This window comes from Pseudomonas shahriarae, from assembly GCF_014268455.2.
Classification (GTDB): domain Bacteria; phylum Pseudomonadota; class Gammaproteobacteria; order Pseudomonadales; family Pseudomonadaceae; genus Aquipseudomonas; species Aquipseudomonas shahriarae.
Genome location: NZ_CP077085.1, coordinates 4,191,773 through 4,217,520, shown reverse-complemented (window position 1 = coordinate 4,217,520; position 25,748 = coordinate 4,191,773). Strand labels below are relative to the sequence as shown.

The 25,748-nt window shown below is 60.4% G+C and carries 28 protein-coding genes, 1 tRNA gene and 1 pseudogene; 8 read left to right on the top strand and 22 right to left on the bottom strand.

The genetic code is table 11. The features are described 5' to 3' along the window. Positions 1-19 precede the first annotated feature (19 nt). The 4 genes from HU773_RS18740 to HU773_RS18725 form a co-directional block, all read right to left on the bottom strand. Complete coding sequence (locus tag HU773_RS18740; RefSeq protein WP_186626026.1) at positions 20-379, bottom strand: hypothetical protein; 360 nt, start codon at positions 377-379, stop codon at positions 20-22. Then, on the bottom strand, positions 376-1,722 hold the full coding sequence (gene dnaB, locus HU773_RS18735; protein ID WP_186626025.1) for a replicative DNA helicase: 1,347 nt from the start codon (positions 1,720-1,722) through the stop codon (positions 376-378). Before dnaB ends, HU773_RS18740 begins: the two co-directional genes overlap by 4 nt. Beyond that, positions 1,719-2,606, bottom strand: a complete 888-nt coding sequence (locus HU773_RS18730) for a ParA family protein (RefSeq protein ID WP_217883909.1) — start codon at positions 2,604-2,606, stop codon at positions 1,719-1,721. The genes dnaB and HU773_RS18730 overlap by 4 nt, the downstream gene beginning before the upstream one ends. 87 nt (positions 2,607-2,693) lie before the next feature. Beyond that, a tRNA-Asn gene (locus HU773_RS18725) sits at positions 2,694-2,769 on the bottom strand. 134 nt (positions 2,770-2,903) lie between these two features. Here HU773_RS18725 and HU773_RS18720 point away from each other — a divergent pair. Further along, positions 2,904-3,398: a hypothetical protein gene (locus tag HU773_RS18720; protein ID WP_162947750.1), complete on the top strand. Its 495-nt coding sequence runs from the start codon at positions 2,904-2,906 to the stop codon at positions 3,396-3,398. Here the strand turns inward: HU773_RS18720 and mug are convergent. Next, on the bottom strand, positions 3,314-3,886 hold the full coding sequence (gene mug, locus HU773_RS18715; RefSeq protein ID WP_120733658.1) for a G/U mismatch-specific DNA glycosylase: 573 nt from the start codon (positions 3,884-3,886) through the stop codon (positions 3,314-3,316). The two genes, HU773_RS18720 and mug, sit on opposite strands and share 85 nt — an antisense overlap. Then, positions 3,879-4,751, bottom strand: a complete 873-nt coding sequence (locus HU773_RS18710; protein ID WP_057438570.1) for a LysR substrate-binding domain-containing protein — start codon at positions 4,749-4,751, stop codon at positions 3,879-3,881. Before HU773_RS18710 ends, mug begins: the two co-directional genes overlap by 8 nt. Positions 4,752-4,886: 135 nt before the next feature. Here HU773_RS18710 and HU773_RS18705 point away from each other — a divergent pair, with 135 nt between their 5' ends. From HU773_RS18705 to HU773_RS18690, 4 genes are read left to right on the top strand one after another with little or no spacing between them, the layout of a single operon-like run. Continuing rightward, the gene (locus tag HU773_RS18705; RefSeq protein ID WP_186626331.1) at positions 4,887-5,939 is read left to right on the top strand and encodes an agmatine deiminase family protein; all 1,053 of its coding nucleotides are present in this window, start codon (positions 4,887-4,889) and stop codon (positions 5,937-5,939) included. A 4-nt stretch (positions 5,940-5,943) separates the two neighbouring features. Further along, entirely contained in the window at positions 5,944-6,852 is a 909-nt protein-coding gene (gene aguB, locus HU773_RS18700; protein ID WP_057438572.1) for an N-carbamoylputrescine amidase, read from the top strand. A gap of 1 nt (position 6,853) precedes the next feature. After that, complete coding sequence (locus HU773_RS18695) at positions 6,854-7,939, top strand: extracellular solute-binding protein (protein WP_170044371.1); 1,086 nt, start codon at positions 6,854-6,856, stop codon at positions 7,937-7,939. Positions 7,940-7,959: 20 nt separating this feature from the next. Then, positions 7,960-9,066: an agmatine deiminase family protein gene (locus HU773_RS18690; protein WP_057438574.1), complete on the top strand. Its 1,107-nt coding sequence runs from the start codon at positions 7,960-7,962 to the stop codon at positions 9,064-9,066. Between the two features lie 9 nt (positions 9,067-9,075). Here HU773_RS18690 and HU773_RS18685 read toward each other — a convergent pair. From HU773_RS18685 to HU773_RS18665, 5 genes and pseudogenes are all read right to left on the bottom strand, one after another. Then, a pseudogene (locus tag HU773_RS18685) lies at positions 9,076-10,934 on the bottom strand (DUF3857 domain-containing transglutaminase family protein). Positions 10,935-11,046: 112 nt separating this feature from the next. Next, positions 11,047-11,940 (bottom strand): bestrophin family protein, encoded by an 894-nt coding sequence (locus HU773_RS18680; RefSeq protein WP_128592910.1) that lies wholly within the window; start codon positions 11,938-11,940, stop codon positions 11,047-11,049. Between the two features lie 74 nt (positions 11,941-12,014). After that, positions 12,015-13,313 (bottom strand): MFS transporter, encoded by a 1,299-nt coding sequence (locus tag HU773_RS18675; RefSeq protein ID WP_057438575.1) that lies wholly within the window; start codon positions 13,311-13,313, stop codon positions 12,015-12,017. 1,115 nt (positions 13,314-14,428) lie between these two features. Further along, positions 14,429-14,923: a redox-sensitive transcriptional activator SoxR gene (soxR, locus tag HU773_RS18670; protein WP_120733650.1), complete on the bottom strand. Its 495-nt coding sequence runs from the start codon at positions 14,921-14,923 to the stop codon at positions 14,429-14,431. A gap of 16 nt (positions 14,924-14,939) precedes the next feature. Continuing rightward, a complete protein-coding gene (locus tag HU773_RS18665) occupies positions 14,940-15,182 on the bottom strand; it encodes a hypothetical protein (RefSeq protein ID WP_186626299.1) in 243 nt (80 codons plus the stop codon). On the opposite strand from HU773_RS18665, the gene HU773_RS18660 reads away from it, so the two are divergent. Next, positions 15,174-15,884 (top strand): tRNA (adenine(22)-N(1))-methyltransferase, encoded by a 711-nt coding sequence (locus tag HU773_RS18660; protein WP_120733648.1) that lies wholly within the window; start codon positions 15,174-15,176, stop codon positions 15,882-15,884. The two genes, HU773_RS18665 and HU773_RS18660, sit on opposite strands and share 9 nt — an antisense overlap. A 57-nt stretch (positions 15,885-15,941) precedes the next feature. Then, the gene (locus HU773_RS18655) at positions 15,942-16,241 is read left to right on the top strand and encodes a DUF3144 domain-containing protein (protein ID WP_057438578.1); all 300 of its coding nucleotides are present in this window, start codon (positions 15,942-15,944) and stop codon (positions 16,239-16,241) included. Positions 16,242-16,287: 46 nt separating this feature from the next. Here the strand turns inward: HU773_RS18655 and HU773_RS18650 are convergent, their stop codons facing one another. The 11 genes from HU773_RS18650 to HU773_RS18600 all read right to left on the bottom strand — a co-directional run bounded on the left by HU773_RS18650 (position 16,288) and on the right by HU773_RS18600 (position 24,792). Beyond that, positions 16,288-16,908 (bottom strand): LysE family translocator, encoded by a 621-nt coding sequence (locus tag HU773_RS18650; protein WP_115128650.1) that lies wholly within the window; start codon positions 16,906-16,908, stop codon positions 16,288-16,290. A 38-nt stretch (positions 16,909-16,946) separates the two neighbouring features. After that, on the bottom strand, positions 16,947-17,477 hold the full coding sequence (locus tag HU773_RS18645) for a P-loop NTPase family protein (RefSeq protein ID WP_057438580.1): 531 nt from the start codon (positions 17,475-17,477) through the stop codon (positions 16,947-16,949). A 65-nt stretch (positions 17,478-17,542) separates the two neighbouring features. Beyond that, positions 17,543-18,169, bottom strand: a complete 627-nt coding sequence (locus HU773_RS18640; RefSeq protein WP_057438581.1) for a glutathione S-transferase family protein — start codon at positions 18,167-18,169, stop codon at positions 17,543-17,545. 68 nt (positions 18,170-18,237) lie between these two features. Beyond that, positions 18,238-18,405 (bottom strand): DUF2986 domain-containing protein, encoded by a 168-nt coding sequence (locus HU773_RS18635; protein ID WP_081044286.1) that lies wholly within the window; start codon positions 18,403-18,405, stop codon positions 18,238-18,240. Positions 18,406-18,497: 92 nt separating this feature from the next. Continuing rightward, a complete protein-coding gene (locus tag HU773_RS18630; RefSeq protein ID WP_169990199.1) occupies positions 18,498-19,865 on the bottom strand; it encodes a sensor histidine kinase in 1,368 nt (455 codons plus the stop codon). Then, positions 19,862-20,524: a response regulator gene (locus HU773_RS18625; RefSeq protein WP_186626298.1), complete on the bottom strand. Its 663-nt coding sequence runs from the start codon at positions 20,522-20,524 to the stop codon at positions 19,862-19,864. Before HU773_RS18625 ends, HU773_RS18630 begins: the two co-directional genes overlap by 4 nt. A gap of 11 nt (positions 20,525-20,535) precedes the next feature. After that, on the bottom strand, positions 20,536-21,180 hold the full coding sequence (locus HU773_RS18620) for a tetratricopeptide repeat protein (RefSeq protein ID WP_057960197.1): 645 nt from the start codon (positions 21,178-21,180) through the stop codon (positions 20,536-20,538). Continuing rightward, complete coding sequence (locus tag HU773_RS18615; protein WP_115128648.1) at positions 21,177-21,986, bottom strand: SDR family oxidoreductase; 810 nt, start codon at positions 21,984-21,986, stop codon at positions 21,177-21,179. The genes HU773_RS18620 and HU773_RS18615 overlap by 4 nt, the downstream gene beginning before the upstream one ends. Continuing rightward, positions 21,973-22,647 (bottom strand): iron-containing redox enzyme family protein, encoded by a 675-nt coding sequence (locus tag HU773_RS18610; protein ID WP_120733637.1) that lies wholly within the window; start codon positions 22,645-22,647, stop codon positions 21,973-21,975. The genes HU773_RS18615 and HU773_RS18610 overlap by 14 nt, the downstream gene beginning before the upstream one ends. Further along, on the bottom strand, positions 22,644-24,125 hold the full coding sequence (locus HU773_RS18605; protein WP_186626297.1) for an AMP-binding protein: 1,482 nt from the start codon (positions 24,123-24,125) through the stop codon (positions 22,644-22,646). Before HU773_RS18605 ends, HU773_RS18610 begins: the two co-directional genes overlap by 4 nt. Continuing rightward, complete coding sequence (locus HU773_RS18600) at positions 24,115-24,792, bottom strand: thermostable hemolysin (RefSeq protein ID WP_186626296.1); 678 nt, start codon at positions 24,790-24,792, stop codon at positions 24,115-24,117. The genes HU773_RS18605 and HU773_RS18600 overlap by 11 nt, the downstream gene beginning before the upstream one ends. A 200-nt stretch (positions 24,793-24,992) precedes the next feature. Here HU773_RS18600 and HU773_RS18595 point away from each other — a divergent pair, with 200 nt between their 5' ends. Beyond that, the gene (locus HU773_RS18595; protein WP_057960193.1) at positions 24,993-25,538 is read left to right on the top strand and encodes a cytochrome b; all 546 of its coding nucleotides are present in this window, start codon (positions 24,993-24,995) and stop codon (positions 25,536-25,538) included. The last annotated feature ends 210 nt before the right edge of the window (positions 25,539-25,748 follow it).

The window sequence follows — 25,748 nt, the reverse complement described above, 5'->3', positions numbered from 1 at the left end:
CCTCCTGCCAAACGGATGATTACTCATAGCTTTCTCCCACCTCAAAAGAAGGCTCATAGATGGCGTCTGGCAACTGGATTTGCAGAACTTCTACGCCTTTCCATCCCTCAGTACGGCAAGCTAGGGCATAGAGAAAACTCTGGCCTTCCAGCTGTCCTCTATTAATTCGGAAGGTCACTGTGCAGGTGTCGTCGCCAGATTCGTCACAACTCAACTCCATCGAGGCATCCAAAACGTTGTAGCTGCCACATTCCGGGCAGATATCAAGATCCACTTCGCCGGCAGGCACGTCATCGCCGACAAATCGTTTGATGGCTGCATGCAGAGCAAACTCAGCGAAGCAATCACTGCAGCGCCCTCGCTGCGTAAAGGCACTCACCGTACAGTCCTCCGTTCAACGCCGGAATGGAGGTTTGTAAAGCGAGTTTGTTCTGGAATGAAGGCCACTCGAACGGTGCCCGTCGGGCCGTTTCGGTGCTTTCCGAAGATCAGTTCCGCAGTGCCTTGCTCGGTAGTGTCGGGGTGATAAACCTCATCTCTATAAATGAACATGATCACGTCAGCATCTTGCTCGATGGCCCCGGACTCACGAAGGTCTCCGTTGAAGGGGCGTTTATCGGCACGTTGTTCCACTGATCTATTGAGTTGGGAAAGGGCGACTACGGGGCAGTTAAACTCCTTGGCCAACGCTTTTAGGGCAGCAGTGATGCCTGCAATTTCGAGGTTTCTGTTTTCTTTCCCCCCTAGTCGCATTAATTGGAGGTAATCAATCAGGATCAGGCGCGGCATCCCAAAGCGTCGAGCTGCTCGGCGTGCTTTTGAGCGAAGTTCAGAGGGGGTGAGGCTTGATGTTTCATCAATGATCAGGCGGCTACCGTAGTCATTGATTCGCTTAACGGCCGCAATGATCTTGGGCCAATCCTCATCTTCCAGTTGGCCGCGCATTAAGTTCGCAAGGTTGAGCTGGCCCAGGATCGCAATGAGTCTGAAAGTGAGTGCATGAGCCGGCATTTCTTGGCTGTAGATCTGGACTGTATTGCAGGGTTTTTGCTGCAGGACAGCATCAACTACGCTTAGGGCCAGACTTGTTTTTCCCATGGAGGGCCTCGCCGCGATCACGACCAGGTCTGCATCCTGAAAGCCTCCGGTCACTTGATCCATTGCGTCCAAGCCACTCGGAACACCGGTGATACTGTCACCTTCATTGAAGTGGAAATCGATTCTTTCAACCACCTCCATCAGGGTGTGCTTGAGGTCGACGAAGTCGCTTTGTTGGCTGTTCTGCCCCAGTGCGAAAAGCTTTTGCTCAATGCGGTCTTGTACCTCAGCACTCTTTGCTTGGCTCGATGACGCATCTCTACTGCACTCATATCCCAGTGAAACTAAGCGACGTAAATGAGCGCGCTCTCGAACGATTTCTGCATACGTAGCGATGTTGGCAACCGAGGGGGTGTTCTTAGCCAACTCGCCAAGGTACGCAAGGCCACCGATCTCGGATGGCGTCTCTAGAGACTCCAGCACGGTCACAACGTCGATGGGACTGCTGCTTTCAGCGAGTTGCGCGATGGCTTGGAAAATCAGGCGGTGATCGCGCCGAAAGAAGTCTTCAGTTGAAACAGTATCTGCTACGAGGTCCCAAGCGGAGTTATCCAGCATCAGTCCACCAATTACGCCTTGCTCTGCTTCAATGGAGTGAGGTGGCATCAAATCCAAGTGGGTCATTTGGCAGGCCCTCCAACGGTGTTTTTCTTGGTGTGCTGGGAGGACCGTAGGCTGAGTTGCTCCGCGGTGAGCGCATTGAATTTATGGTGCCATTCTGGGAAGAGCTCCAAACAGAGTTCCTTGATGACAGTAAATGCGGTCGGAGACTGTCGGTTGGCAGGAAGCCTGTATTCCAGTCGATGAGCCGGTATGCCCTCAGTGGCTGCCCGACGAAAGCTGACCGCTGCCGGAATGGTTGTACGACGCAGGCGTGCTTGAGGATGATCAGCAAAAGTTTCAGAGAGAGACTGATGAATTAGGCGGGCATCTTTTGTCGCATCAAGTTTGTTTATCACGACATTGAGTGGTGGTGTCACCGCCCCCAGAGCGGCTAGAGGTTGAAGGTCGCGGTAAAGCTGAAGCATGCCGCGATGAAACTCTCTAGCGGTCAGCATATCTGGAGTGATGGGGGAGATCGCCATGTCGGCACCTAAAAGGGCCATTTCCAGGATGATGGATCGTGCGCCTTGTGTGTCGACCAGTACGAGGTCGAAATCTGGTTCAAACGTCGAGATGAGGTTTTTGAGTCGAAGGCGTCCGTCGGCGGCGTGGAGTAACAGAGTGCCTAGCTGGTTGAAGGGATCATTTGAATGAATGAGGGAAAGGTTGGGTATGCAGGTTTGGGAGATGATCTGATCGCGTCGGGTCTCATTGTTGGCAATCAGCTCGTAAGCGCCGCCAGGTGCTTCATGCGTTAATGCATAAAACGACGATAGCGAAGGCTGATTATCTAGATCAATGAGCAGGGTGCGAAGACCGGAGTCGGCGCAGAACGCGCCTAGACTGGCTGTGACCGTGGTTTTCCCCGGTCCGCCTTTTGTTGAGAGTACTGCAGCGATTTTCATGGCAATGGTCTCTAAAGTGAAGAATCAGAGACGACGCGTAGATTATGCTATGCCTGGATCACCAGCTTGGGTGATCCGATTGAGATATGGCTCCACGACCTGGACTCGAACCAGGGACCCAATGATTAACAGTCATTTGCTCTACCAACTGAGCTATCGCGGAATGCGGCGTATCTTACTGATTGAAAAGGATAAGTCAATCATTTTGTATGATTTTTCAACCTGTGCGTGGCAGGGTGTGGAAACGTTTTACTCTTCGCCGAAATGCTATGGATATTGGGCGTTTAAGGAAAAACCATGAATATCAGCTGGTTGGATTTAGCCTTCGGCGCGGTGGTGGTTATCGGCCAGGGGCTGTCGTTTTGGTTCATGTACTGGCTGTTCAAGAAGCTGCGCAAACCCAAGTCGGTAGCTCCTGCCTATGCCCCCGGTACTGGCATTGATGGCAAGGCGATTCCGGTATTGGCCAGTTTTGTCGGGTTGCGCAGGGTGCCTTGGGTGGCGTTGGCCACCAACAGCCTCAACCCGGTATTTCGTCTTGATGGCCAGCAGATGATTTACCGGGTTTTACGTCAGAAGCAACGGCCGTTGTGCGATGTGTCGCGGGTGGATGTGCGCAGTGCTTATGGCACTTTTAATCTGGTGTTTGAGTTCAGCGACTCGCCGTTCACATTGATCGTGAACCTGGGGAGTGCGTCGCGCATGGCTTATGTGCTGTCGTTGCTGCCACCCAGCATGTCGCTATCTGAACGGGCGCAAGCAGCGCGGCTTCCAGGGAATGCTGCCAAATAGAGCTGCCCATACGCCTGCACCAATTGCTCCAACGTAAATGCCAGATTCCGCCCGCTGGGATTGGGCAGTACCCACACTGCAGCATCCCCCAGTGTCTGCGGTTGCAGCCCCCACGCCACCTCGCGCAGCCCCGACAGCGCGCAATAACCCGCCTTGCCCAGGAACGCCACATAGCGCGGTGCATAACGGCGGATCTTGTGTTCAAACCCGTTGGCCGCCGCCTTGAATTCATCCCGCGACAATTGATCGGCCCGCGCCGTTGGCCGTTCCACGACGGTCGTCAGCCCGCAGTGGTACTGCAGCAGCGTCCGGTCATTCTCAGGTAGCACTTGATGCGCAGTGAACCCGGCCAGGTGCAAGGTGCGCCAGAAGCGGTTGCCACGCCCGGCAAAGTGATGGCCCTGCGCGGCCGCCAGCAGGCCCGGATTGATCCCGCAAAAAATCACCGCCAGGCGCTCGGCCAGGATGTCCTCCAGTCCTTCACTCATGTGCGGCACCCTGTGCCAGGTTGTCCAGTAACCACTGGCTGAAGCTGCGCGCCAGTGGGTCGCTTTCGCTGTCGCGGTGGGTCAGCAAGGCCCAGTTGGGGCCGCGAATGGTGGCGTCGACCAAGGGGTGCAGCAGGCCATTTTCGCGTGCGTGCTGGCTCAGTAGCTGGCTGACCAGTGCGATCCCCAGGCCACCGCAGGCCGCGTCCAGCAGCAGGCCGGGGTCGGAAAAATTCAGCCCCTGGTCCTGCTGGCCGACATCAATCCCGGCTTCCACCGCCCAATGGCTCCAATCCATTTCCCGCTCGCCATGCAGGGTGGTGCGTTGCTCGCGGGGCAGGGCCAGTACGCTGGGGTGGGCGGCGGGATACAGGCGGTCGGTATGCAGCACTTTGAAGCTGCACTCGGCCTGGGCGCTGATGTCATCGCGCACGGCGAGGTCGATGGTCTGGGTGGCCATGTCGGGTACTTCGTCGGTGCTGAACAGCCACAAATCCACGTCCGGGTGGTGCCGGCGGAAGTCGGCCAGACGCGGCAGCAGCCAGTGGCGAGCAAAGGCTGGGGTGGTGTTGAGCACCAGTTGATTGGCCTTGCGGTACTGCCCCAGCCGGCGCACACCCACGGACAACTGCTGTAACAGGGCCTGGGTGGTGCTGAGGAAATCATGGCCGGCATCGGTCAGGGCGACGCTGCGCCCGTTGCGAAAGAACAGCGGCTGTTCCAGGTACGCTTCCAGGCTACGGATCTGCTGGCTGATGGCCGATTGGGTCAGGTGCAGTTCGTTGGCAGCCTTGTGAAAACTGCCCAGCCGCGCCGCCGCTTCAAAGCCGCGCAGTGCCCCAAGGGGCGGCCAGTGTTTAAGCATGCTGATAAGTTTTTCTAATCATTTATCTGCAAAATCCATCGTTTGTTTGGCGGTTTGGCCAAACGTAGCATGGATCCCCATAGCGTGTACGCCGTTTTTGGTGAACACAAAGGCTTAACTCAGAAGGGGGTTGTCATGCTGCAGAACGAGATGCCACACAGCGGCTGGAGGATGCCGGCGGAATGGGCCAGGCATGCTGCGACCTGGATGGTCTGGCCCCATAACCAGGCGCTCTGGGAGTCGGGATGGCGCGTAACGCTGGCCCAGGTGCAGGCGGATTTTGCCCGGGTCGCCAATGCCATCGCGCGGTTCGAGCCGGTGAAGCTGGTGGTTGACCCTTCTGCACTCGACACGGCCAAAGCCCTGTGCGGCCCCAACATTGAACTGATCACGCTGGCGGTCAACGACAGTTGGTGCCGCGACTCCGGCCCCAGCTTTATTGGCCACCCGCAATTGGGCCTGGCCGGTGTGAGCTGGCGTTTTAACGCGTGGGGCGGCAAGTCAGCCTATGACCTGGATGAAAGCTTCGCTCGGCGCACCCTCAACCACTTGGGCCTGCCGTGCTTTGGCACGCCGTTGAGCAATGAAGGCGGGGCGATTCATGTGGACGGTGAGGGCACGTTGATCACCACCGAGTCGGTGTTGCTCAACCCCAATCGCAACCCGGGCATGAGCAAGGCCGAAATGGAGGCGATCTTTGCGCGCTGGCTTGGGGTGACAAAAACCATCTGGTTGCCAGGCGACCCGCAGCATGTCACCGGGGATGTGACCGATGGCCATGTCGATGGCGTGTGCGCCTTTGCCCGCCCCGGCGTGCTGCTGGTAGATGCCACGCACGACCAGGGTTCGGTGTACGCCGAGGTCGCACGGGAAAACCGCCGCGCCCTGGAATTGGCCACCGATGCCAAGGGCCGCCGGTTCGAGTTGATCGAACTCTTTGAGGCCAGCGAGGCGGTGGATACCGACGCCGAGGTGTTTTGCGCCTCCTACACCAACTTCTATATTGCCAACGGCGCGATCATCATGCCCGCCTATGGCATCGCGGCGGACCAGGTGGCTGCCGATGTGCTGGCCCAGGTATTCCCGGATCGTGTGGTGGTGCCGGTGCGCATCAACCACCTGGCCCATGGCGGCGGCGGTGTGCATTGCATCACCCAGCAGCAGCCAGCCTGGCCGGTAAAGGAGTGATGCCATGCGCCAGCTGACCATTGCCACCACCCAGATGCCCTGCACCTGGAACCTGCAACACAACCTTGATCAGGCCGAACAACGGGTGCGTGAAGCGGCGGCCCAGGGCGCGCAGGTCATCCTGCTGCAAGAGCTGTTCGCCACGCCGTATTTTTGCATCGAACAACAACACAAGCACCTGGCCTTGGCTGAAGAGTACCGCCACAGCGCGGTGCTCAAGCGCTTCGCCGCGCTGGCCAGGGAGTTGGGAGTAGTGCTGCCGCTGAGCTGGTTCGAAAAGGCCGGCAACGCCTACTTCAATTCACTGAGCGTGGCCGATGCCGACGGGCAACTGCTGGGGGTGTATCGCAAGACCCATATCCCCAACGCCATTGGCTATCAGGAGAAGGAATACTTCAGCCCCGGCGACACCGGCTTCAAGGTCTGGGACACCGCGTTCGGCCGCCTCGGCGTGGGCATCTGCTGGGACCAGTGGTTCCCCGAGACCGCGCGTTGCCTGGCGTTGCTGGGCGCCGAGGTGTTGCTGTTTCCCACTGCCATCGGCTCCGAACCGGGTTGTGCCAGCCTGGACTCCCGTGATCACTGGCAGATGACCATGCGCGGGCATGCCGCCGCCAATCTGCTGCCGGTGGTGGCGGCCAATCGTGTCGGTCGGGAAGTGGCGAGCAGCGACTCAACCTTGCAAATGGAGTTCTACGGCTCGTCGTTTATCTGCAACCACAAAGGCGCGTTGTTGGCCGAGGCCGACCGCGCCAGCAGCGGTGTGCTGCTCCAGTGCCTGGACCTGGCGGCCATGGCCGAAGAACGCCTGACCTGGGGCATCTACCGCGACCGCCGCCCTGACATGTATGGCGGTTTACTGACCCAGGACGGTCGCCACCTGCATCCACGCTGGCAGACCCAAGGGGTATGACATGAAGCTGATCCACTGCACCCTGGCCCTGAGCATCGTCATCCCGACGGTACAGGCCGATGAAAAGATCCTGCGCCTGTACAACTGGGCCGACTATTTTGCCGAGGACACCCTGGCGCGCTTTACTGCCGAGACCGGAATCCAGGTGATCTATGACGTGATGGATGGCAGCGAAACGCTGGAGGCCAAGCTGATGGCCGGTGGCAGTGGTTATGACCTGATCTTCCCGGGCGATACGGTGGGCGAGCGCTTGATGCGCGCCGGCAGCCTGCAGCCACTGGATCCGGCAAAACTTGAGGCGCTGGAGGATATCGAGCCGGGCCTGCAACAACTGCGCAGCCATTACCGCGCGTCCAATCAGGCCACAGTGCCCTATACCTGGGGCACGATTGGCCTGACCTATAACGCAGAGCAAATCCTACAGCGCATGCCGAATGCGCCGGTCAATAGCCTGGACCTGTTATTCAAGCCGGAACTGGCTCGCCAATTTGCCGATTGCGGCATCTCGCTGATCGACTCGCCCGACGAAGTACTGGCCGTGGCGCTGATCTACCTGGGGCGCGAACCGCGCAGTGCCAAGCCCGAGGACCTGGCTGCGGCCAGCGCCCTGTTGCTCAAACTGCGGCCGTATATCCGCAAGTTTCAGTCGCAACCGGTGACTGACCTGGTCAATGGCAACCTGTGCCTGTCCCTGGGCTACAGCGGCGACATGACCCAGGCGCAGCGGGCGGCGGATGCGGCGGGTAAAAAGGCGCGCTTCCAATACCACATCCCCCGCGAGGGCACGACGGTGTGGATGGACACCATGGCCATCCCCGTGGATGCACGGCATCCGGAATACGCCTACGCGTTTATCAACTTTGTCATGCGCCCAGAGAACATGGCGGCCATCAGCAATTTCACCGGCTACCCCACGGCCAATGCCAAGGCCCGCGCCAGCGTCGATCCGGCCATGGGCAACAACCCGGACATTTACCCGGACGACGCCACCTTCAAACGACTGGTGGCCGGGCAGGATATTCCCCAGGCCGATATGCGCGCACGCATGCGGGTTTGGACTAAGTTCAAGACGGCCATCGGTCAATGACGGTCAACCCAGAGGTACACATGAGCACACGTCGCCAATTCATCCAACAGGCCGCGGTGGTGGCCGGCCTGGGTGCCGCAGCGTCCATGGGACTGCCCGTCTACGCGGCGGTCCAAGGCCGCTGGTTCATGCCCGATGAGGGCGAGAAGCACCAGCGCGCCTTTATCGCCTTTGGCGCCCAGGAGGCGATTCACCAGGACTTCACCCCCGCTGTGCAGGACGCCCTGGGCCGTATCGCCCGTACGATTGCCGAGTACGAACCGGTCACGGTGTTCTGCCGCGAAGATGAGCGTGAGCTGGCCGAAGAAAAATGCGGCACCCGTAACATCACCTTCGTACACGCCGAGCTGGATGACATCTGGATGCGTGACACCAGCGCCAACTTTGTCGTGGATGACAATGGCCAGTTGGGCGCAGTGGACTTCAACTTCAACGGCTGGGGTAACAAGCAGCAGCACGCCGACGATGCCGAACTGGCGGCTCACGTTGCCGAGCTGGCAGGCGCAACTTACATCCGCAGCGAACTGGTGGGCGAGGGCGGTGCCATCGAAGTGGATGGCCATGGCACCGGGATCATGACCGAAAGTAGCTGGATCAATGCCAACCGCAACCCCGGCTGGAGCAAGGCCGACGTCGAGGCTGAGCTGAAGAGCCGACTGGGCTTGCGCAAGATCATCTGGTTGCCGGGTATCAAGGGCAAGGACATTACCGACGCCCATGTCGACTTTTACGCACGCTTTGTCTCGCCGGGCGTGGTCATCGCCAACCTGGACACCGACCCTGAATCCTACGACCACCAGGTGACCTTGGCCCACTTGGACATGCTCAAGCAGGCTAGCGATGCCGATGGCCGGCCGCTGCAAATACACACCGTGTCGCCACCGCTGAACCCGCGTCGCAACCGGTTCAGTCGGGATAACCCGGACTATGCCGCCGGCTACATCAACTACTTCGTGATCAACGGCGCGGTGATTGCGCCGCAGTTTGGCGACAAAGTCGCCGACCGCAAGGCCTTTGACTTGCTGTCCAGGCTCTATCCGGGGCGCAAGGTGGTGCAACTGGATATCGACGCGATTGCAGCCGGCGGTGGTGGTATTCACTGCGTGACCAGTCACCAGCCGGCATGACCTTGGGAGTTACAGCGTCTGCACGATGATCTGGCTCTTCAGGTCGTTGACCATGCTTTCGATCACCGGCTTCATCGCCTTGAAGTCCTCGGGGCTGCACACGGTATTGGCATGGGCGAACTTGAAGTGGCGGGTGATCAGCACCGTGTTGCCTTCCTTGGCGTAGGTGGCCTGGTAGTCAAAGCCGGCCTGTTGCAGGGACTGTGGCTTGGGCACGGCGAGGACGATGACTTCCTTGGGGAACTCGAAACGGGCCTGCTCCTGGGTTTCTCCCGAGAGGCAACCGAACTCTTGGGTGCGGTCTTTTTCCGAGGCGAAGGCAAACACGTTCTGCGCAATGCCGCCGACCAGGCTGCTGAGCGCCGGCACGCCGGTCGGGCCTGGCAGGTTGACCAGGTTGTCGGTGCGCCCTTCAAGGGTGTTCTTGAACGGGTTGACTTCATCCTGCAAGGAGTCGCTTTTGAACGTGCCCTGGCCCGTTTGCCCGTACCAGCCGAGGACGTTGCGGATCATCGAGTCGCGGTCAGCCGGTTTCATTGCATTGAGCAGGTAGCGATTGAACTCTGAGCCCCAGCCTTCCACGGTGGTGGCATGCACAAAGTCCGCCGCGCCGTTGCTGTCGACCTTGAACAGTAGGTCGTTGGTGACCTTGCCGGTTTGCGCGGCCGGGGTCTTGGCCATTTCGCCGGACTGCGTCAACAGTACTGGCTTGCCCAGCACCGGGATCGGCAGGTAGCCCGCGGCAATGGCTGTGGCGGTGGAGTCCAGGTACAGATCCAGGGCCGGCACATAAGTGATCGCATGGTTGAGCACACCCAGGGTGGGCACTTTGGCCAGGGTGTAGCTGTTACCCAGGTTGACCAGCACCGGCGAGCTCTCGATCGCTACCGCGCGCAGCATGGCTTCCAGCAGGGCCACATGGTCCTTGCAGTCGCCATAGCGGTTGTCCAGCACGGCCTGGGCTGGGTGCGGTACTACGCCGCCCGCGCCGACATACACCGCTACATAACGAATGTTCTTACGAACCCAGTCGCTCAGGGCCAGGGCTTTGCTGCGCGGGGTGCTCAGGTTGGCCGTAAGTTGCTTGGCCAAGGCGGCAATGGCCGGCGTCACTTCGACCTGGGCCCTGGCCTCATAGGCCTGGGCAAAGTCCTTGTAGCTGGCGAACGTCGAGACCGCGAGGAATTGGCCGTAATCGACGTAGGACACGGCGCCGGTTTCCATGCGCGCCTTTTCCTGTGGTACGTAGTCCCAACGGTACACCTTGCGCCCGGCAGCCGCGGCCGGGGTGCTGGCCTTGAAGCCCCGGGCATCGACGAACAGCGGCTTGTCGGCTGGCAAGTCGTAGCTCAGGCTCAACTGCTCGGCATCGTAGAAGTCCGGCACGTAGAAGTCTTCGAACTGCTGCGGGAACAGGGCAGTGGTGCGCTGGCGCTGGTAGCGCAGGACCAGCCGGTCACCGACCGCTACCTCTGGAAATATCACCACTTTGACCCGCGAGTCCTGGAACATCGGCGCCTCGGACGAGGCGGTCTCCTGTTGTTCCTTGATCTGCTCGGCGCCCACCTTCACCTGCGGCCGTCGGGCTTTTGGGTGAAGGCTTCAAGCACCTCGAGGTTTTCCAGGGAGCGGTTGTAGCTCAGCGAACGCTGTGCGTTGTCTTTGATCGCTCGCTCTTCATTGATCCGCGTGACCAACTCAACCATCTGGACAAAGCTGCCATCGGCATTGATCACGTACGACTGGTGGTTTTTTTCGAAGGTGGCCGAATGGTCGGTTTCATCGGTGGCGGCTTGGGCACTTAGCGTACAGGCAAGCAAAAAAAGTGCGCCCAGCAGGCGCATCGAGTGCAGGTAAAAGCTTTGCATAGAGATCCTTCTGATTAATGCGACGCTCACTCTGCAGGGAAGAGCGCACTGTGATAAACGAAATGTTTAATGCGACTCATTATTATCTATGCGCTCGAAAAATGCAGGCTTTTTAATGGCCCCTGCGAACATCCCCCAACGAATCCCGCTGCATCGACTGCAGGTTTTTCTCGATGGTTTCGCAGATGGCCTCTGTCTGGATCTGGTGCTCGCTGGAGCGAAACGGGCTTTGCAGGTCGGTGCCGATGCGTTCGATGGCCAGCAGCATAAAACCCACCACCGTGGATGCCAGTGGGGTGAACCAGCCCAGGGACTCCACCAGCCCCACTGGTACGATCAGGCAGAACAGCGAAATAAACAGCCGGGGGAAATACACATAGGGGTAGGGCAGTGGTGTGTTGGCGATGCGCTCCATGCCGCCCTGGCTGTTGGACAGATCGACCATGGTTGATTCCAGCCGCGCCAGGCGAATGCTGTCCAGGCGCCCGGCCTTGTATTCGTGGGCCAGCAGGGCCGCGGAGCCGGTGAGGATATCGTTGGCAAAGTTGTTGGTAGCGCCGTTGCGCGCGAACTCATCCCCAGGAATAAATGCTCGCACTTCCTCCGGGCACGGCTCGCCTCGCAGGTGCGACGCCAGGCAATTCACATAGGCCACGTGGCGGCGCAGCAAGGTCGACTTGATCGGATTGACCTCGTTGTCGGGGTCATCCAGCAGCGTCAGCACCTGCCGCGCAAAGCTGCGTGAGTTATTGACCATCGCGCCCCACAGCGTGCGCGCCTCCCACCAGCGGTTATAGGCGCTGGTGTTACGAAAGCTGATCAGCACCACCAGCGCCGAGCCGAGCAGCGTCAGGGGCATCAGCGGCAGGTTGATCTTGGCGTTGAGGAACAGCATGAAGTCCACGGTGACCGCAATATCCCACAGCAGCAGCCAGAACAGTGCCCAGCCGACATAGCCCATGGTCTTGATAATCAGGCGGTACTTTTTGACGATGGCAGCTTTCAAACACAAACCTCCGAGCGGGCGAAAAGCATCGATGCCCTAGCTCGGACGGTGTTTGCGCAAGAAAGGTTCGCGCCTTACGCGTCGTGCAGGGAAATGCGCGAGGTCTCCGGCAAGGCCAGGCCGCCGGCCAGCGCGAGCAAGGCCACGGCAATCAGGTAAAACGCCGGTGACAGGTTGCTACCGGTGGTGCTGATTAACCAGGTCGCCACGAGCGGCGCGGTGCCGCCGAAGATCGTGTAGGCCATGTTGTAGGTGATCGCCGAGGCGGTGTAGCGCGTGCGGGTCGGGAAGGTCTCCGAGAGCAGGGCGGCCGTGACCACGCCGCACAATACTGCGCCCACCGCCAGCAGCATCACGCCGATGATGGACGCGGCGAACGAGCCTGAACTGGCCATCAGGAACGAGGGGTATACCACCCCCATCAACAGCCCGCAGGCGGTCATTACTGTGACGCGCCGCCCGACCCGGTCGGAATACCAGCCGGCCAGCGGGCATATCGCCGCAGCGAAGATCAGCGCAATCAGCGACACCAGCAACGCCGTCGCCCGGCTCAAACCACCGGCCACCTGCAGGTACGTGGCAAAGTAGGTGGTGAACATATAAAACGACAGCGCCGTCAGCGACACAAAAGCGCCCAGGCAGCAGATTGCCGCGCCATGGTTGCGCAGGGTTTCCTTGAGCGGCGAGTGGGCCACCGCGTGCTCCTGCTCGACCGCCTGGAACGCCGGGGTTTCATCCAGCCGCCAGCGCAGGTACAGGCCCACCAGGCCCAGCGGTGCAGCGATCAGGAATGGCAGGCGCCAGCCCCAGCTGCCCATGGCTTCGGCCGACAGCGAAGCCTCCAGCGCATAGGCCACCACCGCCGCCGAGGCAAAGGCGGCAAAGGTCGATACCGGGATAAAGCTGCCATACCACGCCCGTTTATCGCTGGGCGCGTGCTCCATCAGGTAGGCGCAGGCGCCGGCGTATTCACCGCCGGCGGAAAAGCCCTGGGCACAACGGATCAGCGACAACAGGATCGGCGCCGTGACGCCAATCGCGGCATACGTGGGCAGCAGGCCGATCAGGGTCGTGGCCCCGGCCATCAGCAAAATCGTCATCGCCAGGGTGCGCTTGCGGCCAATGCGATCGCCCAGCATGCCAAAGAAAATCCCGCCCAGAGGCCGAAAGGCAAAGGCCACGGCAAACACCGCGAAGGTCTTGAGCAACGCCGCACTGGCATCGCCACTGGGGAAAAACTGCTGGGCGATGGTGGTGGCGAGAAAGCCATACACGGCGAAGTCGAACCACTCGACAAAGTTGCCGATACCGGCGGCGACGATGACTTTTCTCAGGGTTTGCGGCGGGACCTGTTCGGTGGATGCACGCGTCATGGCGGGGCCTCGGCATTTCGTCAGTAATCGTTCGATTATCAGGAAAGTGCCCGGGGCGGCTTACTTCAAAAGTGTCATCGGCGTAGTCAGCACCGACCTGCCAAGGCAATGAAGATCCAATGTGGGGGGCTTGCCAGCGATAGCGGCGGGTCAGCCGACATCAATCCCAGCAATACCGCCGCCATCGCAGCCTCGCCGGGGCTCGACAGCTCCCACCTCGATCTTCAGGGGTTGGAAGATTGCATTTCACTACCACCGCAGGATGCATACGGTGCTCAATGTGCTGAAGATCCAAGGTGGGAGCTGGCTTGCCTGCGATAGCGGTGGGTCAGCCAATATCAATCCCAGCAATGCCGCCGCCATCGCAGCCTCGCCGGGGCTCGACAGCTCCCACCTCGATCTTCAGGGTTTGGAAGATTGCATTTCAGCTGCCACCGCAGGATGCATACGGTACTCAATGTACTGAAGATCCAAGGTGGGAGCTGGCTTGCCTGCGATAGCGGTGGGTCAGCCAATATCAATCCCAGCAATGCCGCCGCCATCGCAGCCTCGCCGGGGCTCGATAGCTCCCACCTCGATCTTCAGGGGTTGGAAGATTGCATTTCACTACCACCGCAGGATGCATACGGTACTCAATGTACTGAGGACCCAATGTGGGAGCTGGCTTGCCTGCGATAGCGGTGGGTCAGCCAACATCAATCCCAGCAATGCTGCCGCCATCGCAGCCTCGCTGGGGCTCGACAGCTCCCACCTCGATCTTCAGCGGGTGGAGGATTGCATTTCAGCTGTCACCGCAGGATGCATACGATGCTCAATGTGCTGAAGATCCAAGGTGGGAGCTGGCTTGCCAGCGATAGCGGCGGGTCAGCCGACATCAACCCCAGCAATGCCGCCGCCATCGCAGCCTCGCTGGGGCTCGACAGCTCCCACCTCGATCTTCAGGGGGGGAGGATTGCATTTCACTGCTACCGCAGGATGCATACGGTACTCAATGTGCTGAAGATCCAAGGTGGGAGCTGGCTTGCCTGCGATAGCGGTAGTTCAGCCAACATCAACCCCAGCAATACCGCCGCCATCGCAGCCTCGTCAGGGCTCGACAGTTCCCGCCTCGATTTTCAGGGTTTGGAGGATTGCATTTCAGATGCGGCAGCGGCGCGTTCGAGGATTCTCGGCCCCGGTCCTTCCTGGCTCAAGGTATCGCCGGGGTTGCGCAACGGGCAGTCGTTGAGCGACAGGCAGCCGCAGCCAATGCAGTTGTCCAGGCTGTCGCGCAGGGCTTCCAGGGTTCGGATGCGTTCGTTGAGGTTGTCGCGCCAGGCCGAGGACATTTCTCCCCATTGCGCGGCCGTCAATTTGCTGTTCGGCGGATAGCGGCCCATGGCGCGTTTGATCTCTTCCAGCGGAATGCCGGTGCGTTGCGCCACTTTGATAATCGCAATGCTGCGCAGCACCAGCGACGGGAAGCGCCGCTGGTTGCCGGCGTTGCGGGTGCTGGCGATCAAGCCCTTGGACTCGTAGAAGTGCAGGGTGGAGATGGGTACGCCACTGCGCCTGGCCACCTCGCCGATGGTGAGGGAGCGCACACCGTCCGGGTTCTTTTCTGCTGCCATGGGGGTTGCCCTCAAGTTAAGTTGAGGTTTTATAGTCCTGCCCGATCTTTGCTGCAACCGCTTTCTGCGCGAGCTGCTCAGCCTGCGCCAGGCCATTGCCCAGGCGCAGGCCGTGTCCTATGGCAATGCCGTGGGCCTGTACAAGGCGCTCGCCTGACGGGCACCGACGGCGGCGCTTTACCCTGCGGCGCGCACCGCGCATCATGCGCGCCCGCACTGAGGGCAAAAGTGCCGCGAAAAGGAACAGCAGTTGAACCACAACACATTGTCCAAGCGCCTGGAGCGCGTGGCGGCCCAGGTACCGGCCGGCGCGCGCCTGGCTGATATCGGCTCGGATCACGCCTACCTGCCGGTGGCGTTGATGAACCGTGGCGCGATTGTCGCGGCAGTGGCCGGCGAGGTGGCGTTGACGCCGTTCCGCGCCGCCCAGCGCACGGTGTGCGACAACGGCCACGAACTGCACATCCATGTGCGCCTGGCCGATGGCCTGGCGGCTATCGAACCGGCCGACCTGCTCGACGCAGTCAGCATCTGCGGCATGGGCGGCGAGACCATCCGCGATATCCTCGAGCGCGGCAAGGCGCATCTGAGCGGCCGGGAACGCCTGATCCTGCAACCCAACGGCGGCGAACAACCGCTGCGCCTGTGGCTGATGGACAACGGCTATCGCATCCTCTGCGAGGAACTGCTACGGGAAAACCGCTTCGACTACGAAATCATCGTCGCCGAGCGCAGCGGGCCGGTGAGCTACAGCGCCGAGCAGCTGTACTTCGGGCCCCTGCAGATGCAGGCCCGCAGCCCGGCGTTCCTGGCCAAATGGCAACGCCTGCTGCGCTACAAGCAACGTACCCTGGATCAGTTGGCCCAGGCCCGACAAGCGTTGCCCGAACAGAAAGTGCAGGAACTGGCGCAAGAGGTGCGCTGGATCACACAGTTGCTGGAGGCGACGAACTCGGTCTAGGGTCTTGCCTGCCGCAAATGTTTCAATGACTCATTTATCCAACCCAGGTGTTCCACCATGCCAGACGCTACCGACCAAGCCTTCTACGACCGCGCCGACGCGCATATCGAACTGTCGAACGAGCAACTGAAAACCCTCGAGAACCTGGGCCAGGTCAGTGCCTCGATGATGTTCGGCACCACCCGTTTCAACGCCTGGGCCAGTGCGCGCAACTTCAAGTCCGGCGCGGAAATGGCCGAGGCGCGGGAAGCGATGTTGAAGTACTTCTGTGAGCAGTACCGGATGATGCTGGAAGACAATCTGGATGATCACATCAACAACTTCAGCCAGTACATGACGGCCCCGAAGCCGCAGTGATCCAGGGGCTCGACAGCGCCCACCTTGATCTTCGTCGAAGCCCTGACTAGCGTTTGCTCAATGCCAGGCGGGCCGCGAACAGCACAAAAAGCAGGCCGGTGCTGCGGTCCATCCAGGTGATCACCTTGCCCCGGCGCAGCACTGCGGCCAGTGGCTGGGTGGCGCCGATCAGGGTCAACGACCACGCCATGCCGAGCACCACATGGATGCTCACCAGGCCGAATGTCCAGGCGATCAACGAATGGCCCTGGGGAATGAACTGCGGCAGGAACGACACATAGAAAATCCCGATCTTGGGATTGAGCACATTGCCCAGCATGCCTTTCAAGAACCAGCGGGTGCCGGGTTGGGCATGAGCCTCACCGACCGTCAGGGAGGTGCGTGGGCGCAGTAGCATATTCAGGCCCAGCCAGGCCAGATAAGCGGCGCCGCAGTACTTCAAGAGGTTGAAGGCCACCTCCGACACCGCGATCAACGCACCCAAACCAAAGGCCACCGCCGCGCCCCATAAGAAACAGCCCGCATTGATACCCAATGCCGCACGCAATGCCTGCTGCTTGCCTTCCACCGTCGAGGTACGCAACACCAGCGCGGTGTCGAGCCCGGGAGTGAGGGTCAGGAGGGTGGCGGCGAGGGTAAAGGCGAGCAGATTATCGGCGATGGACATGGGGCACGTGCCTGCACGGTGGGCCTGGGCGCACGTTATCACACGCCGATGGCAAGGCCGGGCAAGCGGTCGAGAAAATCTGCCACCTGCCGGTTACCGCGCAAATGCACTGTCGGAACATCCGGCCCCACTGCCAGGCGCATCGCCTCGATACCCGGCCGATAGCCGCGATCAAAATTCCATACAAAACTCAAAAAGGTCAGAAACTCCCGGTCGAGCTTGTCGGTACACCCCACGGGCCGATCCGCGCGAGGGCGTTTCATGGCGCTGCGTATCAGTACCCGGGTGAAACAGGTGAGTCGCGGTGTATCCAGCCAGATGATCAGGTCGGCACGGGGCAGGCGTAGGTCGAAGGTGCGTCGGGCATAGTTGCCTTCACACACCCAGGTGTCCGACGCAACGGCTTCGCGTACCCGCGTGCGGAATTGTTCGGCGTCGGTCTCGACCCAGTTGGGTTCCCAGAACAGGGTATCCAGGTGCACCACGGGCAGGCCCAGGCGCTGGCCAAGGGCGCGGGCGAGGGTGGATTTGCCGCTGCCGGCGTTGCCCAGAATTACAATCCGTTGCATGGAGACGTCCCAAAAAAAGCCGGCAATTATGCCGGCTTTGGAAGGGCAGTCAAATGCCCGGTGATTTACTGGGCAAACGCGTATTCCCCACCCTGTTCCAGCGCCTTGCGATAGGCCGGCCGGGCCTGGAACCGCTGGACCCACGCCGCGAGGTTCGGGTACGCCGGCAGCTTGCCCTGGGCCTTGGCGATTTCGCCAATGAAGCTCATCTGGATATCCGCACCGCTCAGTTCCTCACCCAGCAGGTACGGTGACTGCGCCAGGGCGTCGTTCAGGTAACCCAGGTAGTTGGCCAGTTCCGACTCGATCCGCGGGTGCAACGGCGCACCGGCATCACCCAGGCGGCCGACGTACAGGTTGAGCATCAGCGGCAGCATGGCCGAGCCTTCGGCAAAGTGCAGCCATTGCACGTAGGTGTCGTAGGCGGCCGTGGCCGGGTCGGGTTGCAGGCGACCCTGGCCATGGCGGCGGATCAGGTAGTCAACAATGGCGCCGGACTCGATCACCACGCGGCTGCCATCTTCAAGCACCGGCGATTTGCCCAGCGCGTTGATCGCCTTGAGCTCTGGTGGTGCGAGGTTGGTTTTTGGGTCGCGCTGGTAGCGCTTGAGCGCGTAGGGCAGGCCGAGTTCTTCGAGCAGCCAGAGAATGCGCTGCGAGCGTGAGTTGTTGAGGTGGTGAACAATCATCATGGGAAGCTCCGCCGGGCGAGTGTGGGTGTCTGATAGCAGACTGTTGCGCCGGCGTAGAGTGCCCTGAATCAGTTGGGCGTGTCAGGGGAAGTTGTCGGGTCCTGAGGCGGCTGCGCTTCCAGCTTCAAGCGGTCAGCCTTGCTGATGTACTTGTCTTTGCTTTTGGGGGCCAGTTTGGCACTGGCCTTTTTGGCGTTGGCTTTTAATAACTGATTGATCTTTTTACGACGGTTCATGCTGTTTACTCGGCGCGTTAATCTTTCGATGATATCAGCTCAGCACTCGGGCGAGTGGGCTTGGCCAAATGCTTTTACGGGCATGCACCGACCTAAAGCCGGGCAAACTCAAAGGTTGCCCGTAAACCACCCGATGGCCGGTTTTCCAAGCGGACCTGTCCACCCAGGCGATTTGCGATGGATTGCACGATGGTCAGGCCCAGGCCTGCGCCGTGGTCATTGCCACGGCTGTAGAAGCGCTCAAACAGTCGATCACGTTCTGCTTCATCAATGCCCGGCCCCTGGTCTTCGACACTCAACTCGTAGTGATCGTGGTGTTTGGCCAGCCCGACGGTGATGAGCCCTCCAGGCGGGGAAAAGTTTGCCGCATTGCTCACCAAATTGTTCAAGGCAATCTGGATGATCCCGGTGTCGACTTTGACCAGGCCGACTTCTTCGACAGGGTCGAACACCAGCTCAAGTTCCTTGCTCAAGAGCCAGGGTGTCATCTGCACCAGACTGTCCCGGACTGTCGCCACCAGATCTGTTTTTGGCGCCTCAAGGGCGGAGGTGCGGGGTTCAATACGGGCCATCGTCAGTAGTTGATTGACCAGTCGGGTAGTACGGTCGACACCTGCCATGAGGTGCTCAAGGGACGCGCGTCGATCATCCTCGCTAGCGGCGTCCTTCAGGTTTTCTGCGTGAACTTTAAGCACCGCCAACGGTGTGCGCATCTCATGGGCGGCGTCGGCGATAAAACGCCGCTCGCGTCCCATGACCTCCTGGATTTGTGCGAGCACGCGGTTAAGGGCCGCCTGCATGGGCTCCAGTTCAGTGGGCAATGGATTCAAGTGCAAGGGTTCAAGCGAGCCTGGATGCCGCGCACGCAGGGTTTGCGCCATGTTGACCAGGGGTTTCAAGCCCCAGCCAATCGCCAGCCAGATCACTGCGGCAAGCAGCACGCAGCCAATCAGATTGGGCAACACCGTATGGCGGACAATCCGATTCACCAGATCGTCACGCACGTCGTCACGCTCGCCCACCCAAATCTTCAAATTATATTGCGCATCCTCCAAGACAAACGCGCGCCATGCTCGGTTGTTGACGTCCGTGATGGCGCTGAAACCGGCCTTGCTCGGTGGTGAGGTAAACGCGGGTGCGCTGGCGGTGTGAACCAGCAACGTGCCGTCCGAGTTCCAGACCTGGAACGCGATCTTGCTTTCATACGGATGGCCATCGACCTTAGGCACGGCAAGCCCCAGCGCTTGATTGAACGCCTGGTATAGCTCTGCTTGCTCCTTACTGGCCATTGGCATGCGCATCACGCCTTGCAACAGACGCGCGTTTTGCGCCAGTTGGGCGTCGTAGACCTCGTCAATTTCATGATTGCTGTCATGCAGGTTGACGGCGGTCATGATCAGTAGACCGAGGAACAGCAGGCCAAGAATCAAGGTGAGCGTGCGCTGGCGAATGGAGGTCATGGGCGTTCGTCCACCAGATAGCCGACACCACGGATCGTTCGGATCAACTGGCTGGAAAACTTCTTGCGCAGATGATGGATATGCACTTCCAGCGTGTTGCTTTCCGCCTCCTCGCTCCAGCCGTAGAGTATCTGCATCAGTTGATCGCGGGTCATGACCCGGCCAGGAGGGGAAAGCAATTCATGGAGTAACTGATACTCCTTGGGGGTCAAGGCCACGGGCTCGCCCAGATAGCTGACTTGCTGGGTACCGGGGTTCAGGCTGATGCCCGCGTGTTCAATCAGCATCTGGGCCCGGCCAGCGCTGCGTCGCAACAAGGCCCGTATCCGGGCTTTGAGTTCTGCGAGGGCGAACGGTTTTATCAGGTAGTCATCCGCTCCGGCATCCAGGCCGGCGATACGGTCCTCGGTGGCGTCCCGGGCCGTGAGGATCAGGACCGGCAGGTTGGAGCCACTGTCACGCAGGCGACGCAGGACGTCGAGCCCGTCCATTCGTGGCAGACCGAGGTCGAGCACGGCCAGATCAAACGTTTCGCTGAGCAGTGCGTGCAAGCCGCTGCTGCCGTCCTGCAACCAGTCGACGGTGTAGCCCTCGCGCGTGAGGGCCTGGTGAATACCTTCGCCCAGGCTCATGTCATCCTCGATCAGTAGTAAGCGCACACGGACTCCTGTCAGTCGAGTTTCTGGTTCACGTGCTGCAGTAACGCTTCGATTTCCGTGCGGCGCCCGGCGTCAGCGGTTTCACGGCCTGGCCTCGGGGCTGCCTGCAGGGCTTTTTGTAGCGCCTGTCTGGCTTGGGGGTAGCGTTTTTGACGGTAAAGGTGATCGCCCCAGAAGTACAGACTATCAATGCCGTCTGGGTTCAGTTGCAATGCTTGCTCGAGCAATTGTTGTGCTTTGTCCGAATCGCCGAAACCAATAGGCCAGCCCGGTACCCGATCATACAGCGCGGCGAGGCTGGTGTAGGCCGAGCCTTGCAAGGCTTTGGGGTCCAGGGAGAGGGCTTTTTCCAGGTCGATCTTCGCCTCCTTGACCTTGCTCAACGCGCCGAGCCCACCCTGGGCGCCAGCCCAACTGCTGGTGACGATACCGGACCAGATCCAGGCCTCGGCGACGGATTGGCGGTCCTGGGTAAAGGCGCTGGCTTGGGTGGCGAGTTGCTCGAACTTCGCCGCGCGCTGGTCGGCGGGTAATTCGTATTGAATATGCGCCCAGCGCTGCTGGATGTCGTTGAGGCGTTGCTGGTCAGCGGCGTCCAGGGCCCAGACGGCCGGGCTCAACGCGCCGAGTAATAGCAAGCAGAGGGTGTTTTTCATGGATTGAGGTCCTCGTTGTCAGTCTTTTGGCTCAGGCGACGGATCAGGGGTAGGTGCTTGCGCAAGCTTCGGTCAATCAGGTTGGGCAGCAGGCTGTTGAGGCGTACAAAAAACCGTTCCGGCCAGCCCAGGTACAACTCGCGATGGTCACCGGCAATGGCGCGGATCACGGCCGAGGCCACGGTTTGAGGGTCGTCGACATTCGCGTTGAGGGCGTCGTTGAGCGCCTGCGCGGCCGGACTGTTCATGGGGGTGCTGGTGGCGCGTGGCGCGACATACAACACACCCACGCGGGTGTCTGACAGCTCACGGCGCAAGGCTTCGGAAAATCCACGCAAGGCAAATTTGCTTGCGCAGTAGCTGGCGTAGCCGGGGTAGCCAATCGAGCCATAGGTGGAGCCAACGTTGACGACCATCGCGCTGCTGGCTTGCTTGAGCAGTGGCAGGAGGATTTTCGTCAGGCAGATAGGCGCGCTGATGTTGACTGCCAGCATGGCGTTGATATCGCTGTCCTCGAGCTGCTCCAGCATGGCGAAGTGATTGACCCCGGCGGCGTTGATCAGCAGGTTGATACCGCCCATTGCCTGCGCAGCGGTCAGCACCTTGCGACGGTCTGCCAGGAACGTCAGGTCGGCGCCAATCCAGAACACCTGCTGTGGATAGCGCTCGAGCAGCGGCGCCAACGACTCGCGGTGGCGGGCGACGGCCAGCACCTGGGCGCCGTTGGCGCACAGTGCGTCAGCAATCGCCGCGCCAATGCCGCCGCTGGCGCCGGTCAAGACCACGCGAGCCTCAGACAGGCGCATGCAGGCTCTCCCCGTCACGCGGCAAGCCACGGAACATGTCGGTGTAGAGTTTGTAGACCACTTTGGAGGCATGAATGACCGCCGCCTGATCACTCGGGTCCTGCAGTTTGTCCATCAGTCGGCGGTAAGTCTGCATGTGCCCGATATCCAGGGAGCCGTGGGAGCTGAGGTAGCTGAAGGCGGTTTCCGGCAGCTCAAGGCGATCGCGAATGGCCCCGGCGGTGTGGGTGGCAAGGGCGATGCTGGTGCCTTCGAGGACGTTGACCATGCCAAACAGACCTACCGGGTTATCCCGGGCGATCAGGTCGTAGAGGAAACTGGTCATCAACTCGATGGGCAGGGACGGATGACCGTCGCGTACCGCCTCTTTGTCGCCGCCACAGGCCTGGATGTCGTTGAGCACCCATTTTTCATGGCCGTATTCTTCTTCGATGTACTCACAGACTGCTTCACGCAGCCATTCCAGGCGCGTCGGCAGGCGCGCGCCACAGGCCATCATCAACGGCACAGTGTGGCGTACGTGGTAGTACGCCTGGGTCAGAAACGCCCGATAGCTCTCCAGGCTGACCTTGCCCTCAAGGGCATCGCGGATGACCGGTAGGGTGAACAGCTCGTTGCGTTCTGCTTGAGTGGCGATTTGCAGAGTGTCGAAAAAACTCATGATGCGGATACCTCGGAAGGGGTCGATACAGTCAATTGCGCCTGGTAACGCTCAACAATGGCGTCGCGGCGCGGCCTGCCATTGGCGGTCAGCAGACCATTAGCGGGCGTGAACGGTTGAGGCAGCCGGGTCCAGTGATGGACCTGGGCGTATTGGGGCAGGGCCTCGTTGGCCTGGGCCACCGCGGCCGCCAGTTCGTCATCGGTGCAATCGGGGCGATGGGGCCACAGCAGCGCATGGTTGCTTGGCATGGCTTCGCCGTAGAAGAAGGCCTGGGCGATATGCCGGCGTTGGGTCAGTTCGGCCTCGACCCATTCCGGATTCACGTTGCGCCCGAAGCTGGTGACAAATTGATGCTTTTTGCGCCCCTTGAGATAGAGGAAACCGTCGGCGTCAAATTCGCCCAGATCGCCGCTGGACCACCATTGATCGACGCCAGCGGGCTCGCCCAAATAACCGAGCAAGGTAGAACCCTTGATCAGCACTTCGCCATCTTCAGCCAGACGTACCTCTACGTGAGGCAGGGGTTTGCCGACACTGCCGGGACGATGGGCCTCGGGGTGGTTGAGGCACACCACCGACGTACACTCCGACAGGCCGTAGCCTTCGTAGACACGCATGCCGAGGGTGTGCGCACGGTGCAGCAGTTCTTCTGAAACCCGCGCACCGCCCACGGCGGCAAAACGCAGGGTTTGAGGATTGAAGGCTTTTTGTTCGCCAGCGTTGACCAGCAGCAGGAGAAGCTGCGGCACCAGAATCAGGCTTTCGGGGGCGCGGGCGGCCAGGCAGCCGAGCAATTGCGGGACGTCGACGCCGCTGGCCCCTTGAATCCCCAACACGCTCTGGCTTGGCAGGCTCAGGGTGACGCCGGCATAAAGGGCGGCATAACAACCGATATTTTCCAACAGGATTGCCAGGGGCAGCACCGCGAGGTGGTGCCGTGGATCGTTGGGTTGGCTGGCCTGATACAGCTCGCGGGCAACCCTCAAAATACTCTCGGCGCTCAGGCACACGCCTTTGGGGGTACCGGTGGTTCCCGAGGTAAACGTCAGTTTGGCGGTGTGTTCGGGTAAGCCGGACGCACCGTTGAGGTTTTTGCGCCAGAACTCGCCGGTTTTCTCGAAACCGGCGGTTTGCAGTTCTGCCTCCAGTTGCGGTTCGGCAATCACCAGCTCTGCCTGGCTTTGTTCCAGGCAATGCTTGCGTTGAGCCGGGGTGAAAAACGGCGGCAGCGTCAGGCACGTCAACCCTTCGAACAGCGTGGCCAGATCCCAGAGCATCGCTTCGACGCCATTGTCCAGCGCCAGCGCGACCACCTTGATGCCCTCATCGCGCAGTCGCTGTTGGCGATAGTTAAGCTCGGCGTACAGGGTGGCATAGTCCAGCTTCAACTGATCGCCCCACAGGGCGGTGGTGTGTGGCGTGCATTCAGCGTGGCTGCGCAGGATCTCCTTGAAGCGTTCCATTTCAGGCGACATAAGTGGCCTCCTCAAGCGATGTGGGCAACCCCAGGCGGTTGAACACGCCGATATTGCGTAGGTGGACAAAGCCTGCGCGGATGTTGCCTACATGCACCCAGGGCTTGCTGTCGTAATAGCTGCCCCAACTGTGGCGGTCAGCGCCTAGCCGCTCGGGGTCGGCGGCGCAGAGCGTCAGCGGTTTTAATCCCAGGCGATGGAAGCTGTTGACCAGCCCGATATTGCCGGTAAAGGCCACCCATTCCAGGCCGCCCATGGCCAGCAGATAAGTGAGGGTAATGATGCTCAGACGTGCGCTGCCGTTGTCACTGGCCGCCAGATTGCCCACCTCGACGATGCCGGTGCGCTCGACGGGGCACTCGGCTGCCGTGCCGATCAGCGCTTCAATCGACGCGTCCAGATACCGCTCCAGAAACAAGGGTTCAGTCTTGGCCAGACGCACACCGGCGACGGCGCAAAGTTCGCCAGACGCGCTACTTACGCCAAACAGTTCCGGCATGAAATGACGAATGTCAGCACCATGTGCCTGGCGAAAACGTTGCTGGACAAAGGTTTCGAACACCGCGCGCAGCGTGTCGCCGGGCAAGGCCCTGAGCAGATTCATCTGCGAGGACTCGGCTTGGCCGAAGTGAAGCGGTAAAGAGAGGTGCCAGTCGAAATGGGCCATTGGATAACGTCTCCCCAGTAGGTTTGGGCAGAGTATCGAGGGCATTTCTTAACGGAGTCTGAAGGTCGCAACAGACGGGCTGGCGCTTCTTCAGATTGTATTAAGGCTGGGCGGGCAGGGTGGCGTGGTTCGATCAGGCGTTAAACCGGATCGAGGTCGGGCGAATGACTCGCTCGCCAGAATGACTGCAGAGGCCCAGCATGACCCGAGACTCATCCACCCAACGTTATGGAAAACTGTCGATTGCATTGCACTGGCTGATGCTGGGGCTGTTTGTCGGTGTCTATGCCAGCATCGAAATCAAAGGCCTGCTACCCCGTGGGGGCACCATGAGAAGCCTATTCCTGGGACTGCACGGGCTTTTGGGGGCAAGCATTTTTCTTCTGGTCTGGGTGCGTCTGCTTGGGCGCCTGACCCCCCGGCCACCCATAACGCCTGCCTTGCCTGCGTGGCAGACCGGCGCTTCGCACCTGATGCATCTGGCATTGTATGGGCTGATGATTGCGACCCCGCTGCTGGCCTGGCTGATGTTGTCGGCGGCAGGCAAACCGATGCCTTACTTCGGGTTTTTTCTGCCGTCACTTGTGTCGGTCGATCCGGACCTGGCAAAGCAGTTCAAGCATTGGCACGAGTTGCTTGGCAGCAGCGGTTACTGGCTGATCGGTTTGCATGCGGCGGCAGGTTTGTTCCATCACTACTGGGTTCGGGACAACACCCTGGCGCGGATCCTGCCTAAACGCTTCTGAATGGAGTTTGAGAGTCGAACGAGCCGTCGAGCCCGGGTTCGGCGGCGCTCCCTCTTGTTCTCAGAGGTTGGGATGGCAAGTGCTGCAACGATGTGGTCGCGAAATCAGCCCTTTTTTGCCCATCCCGGTCTACCATGCCCCTCCGGCAGTGGTTCCTCGCGCTATCGGCCCCCAGCCATCAAGGTATCGCACATGACCTCGTTCACCCGC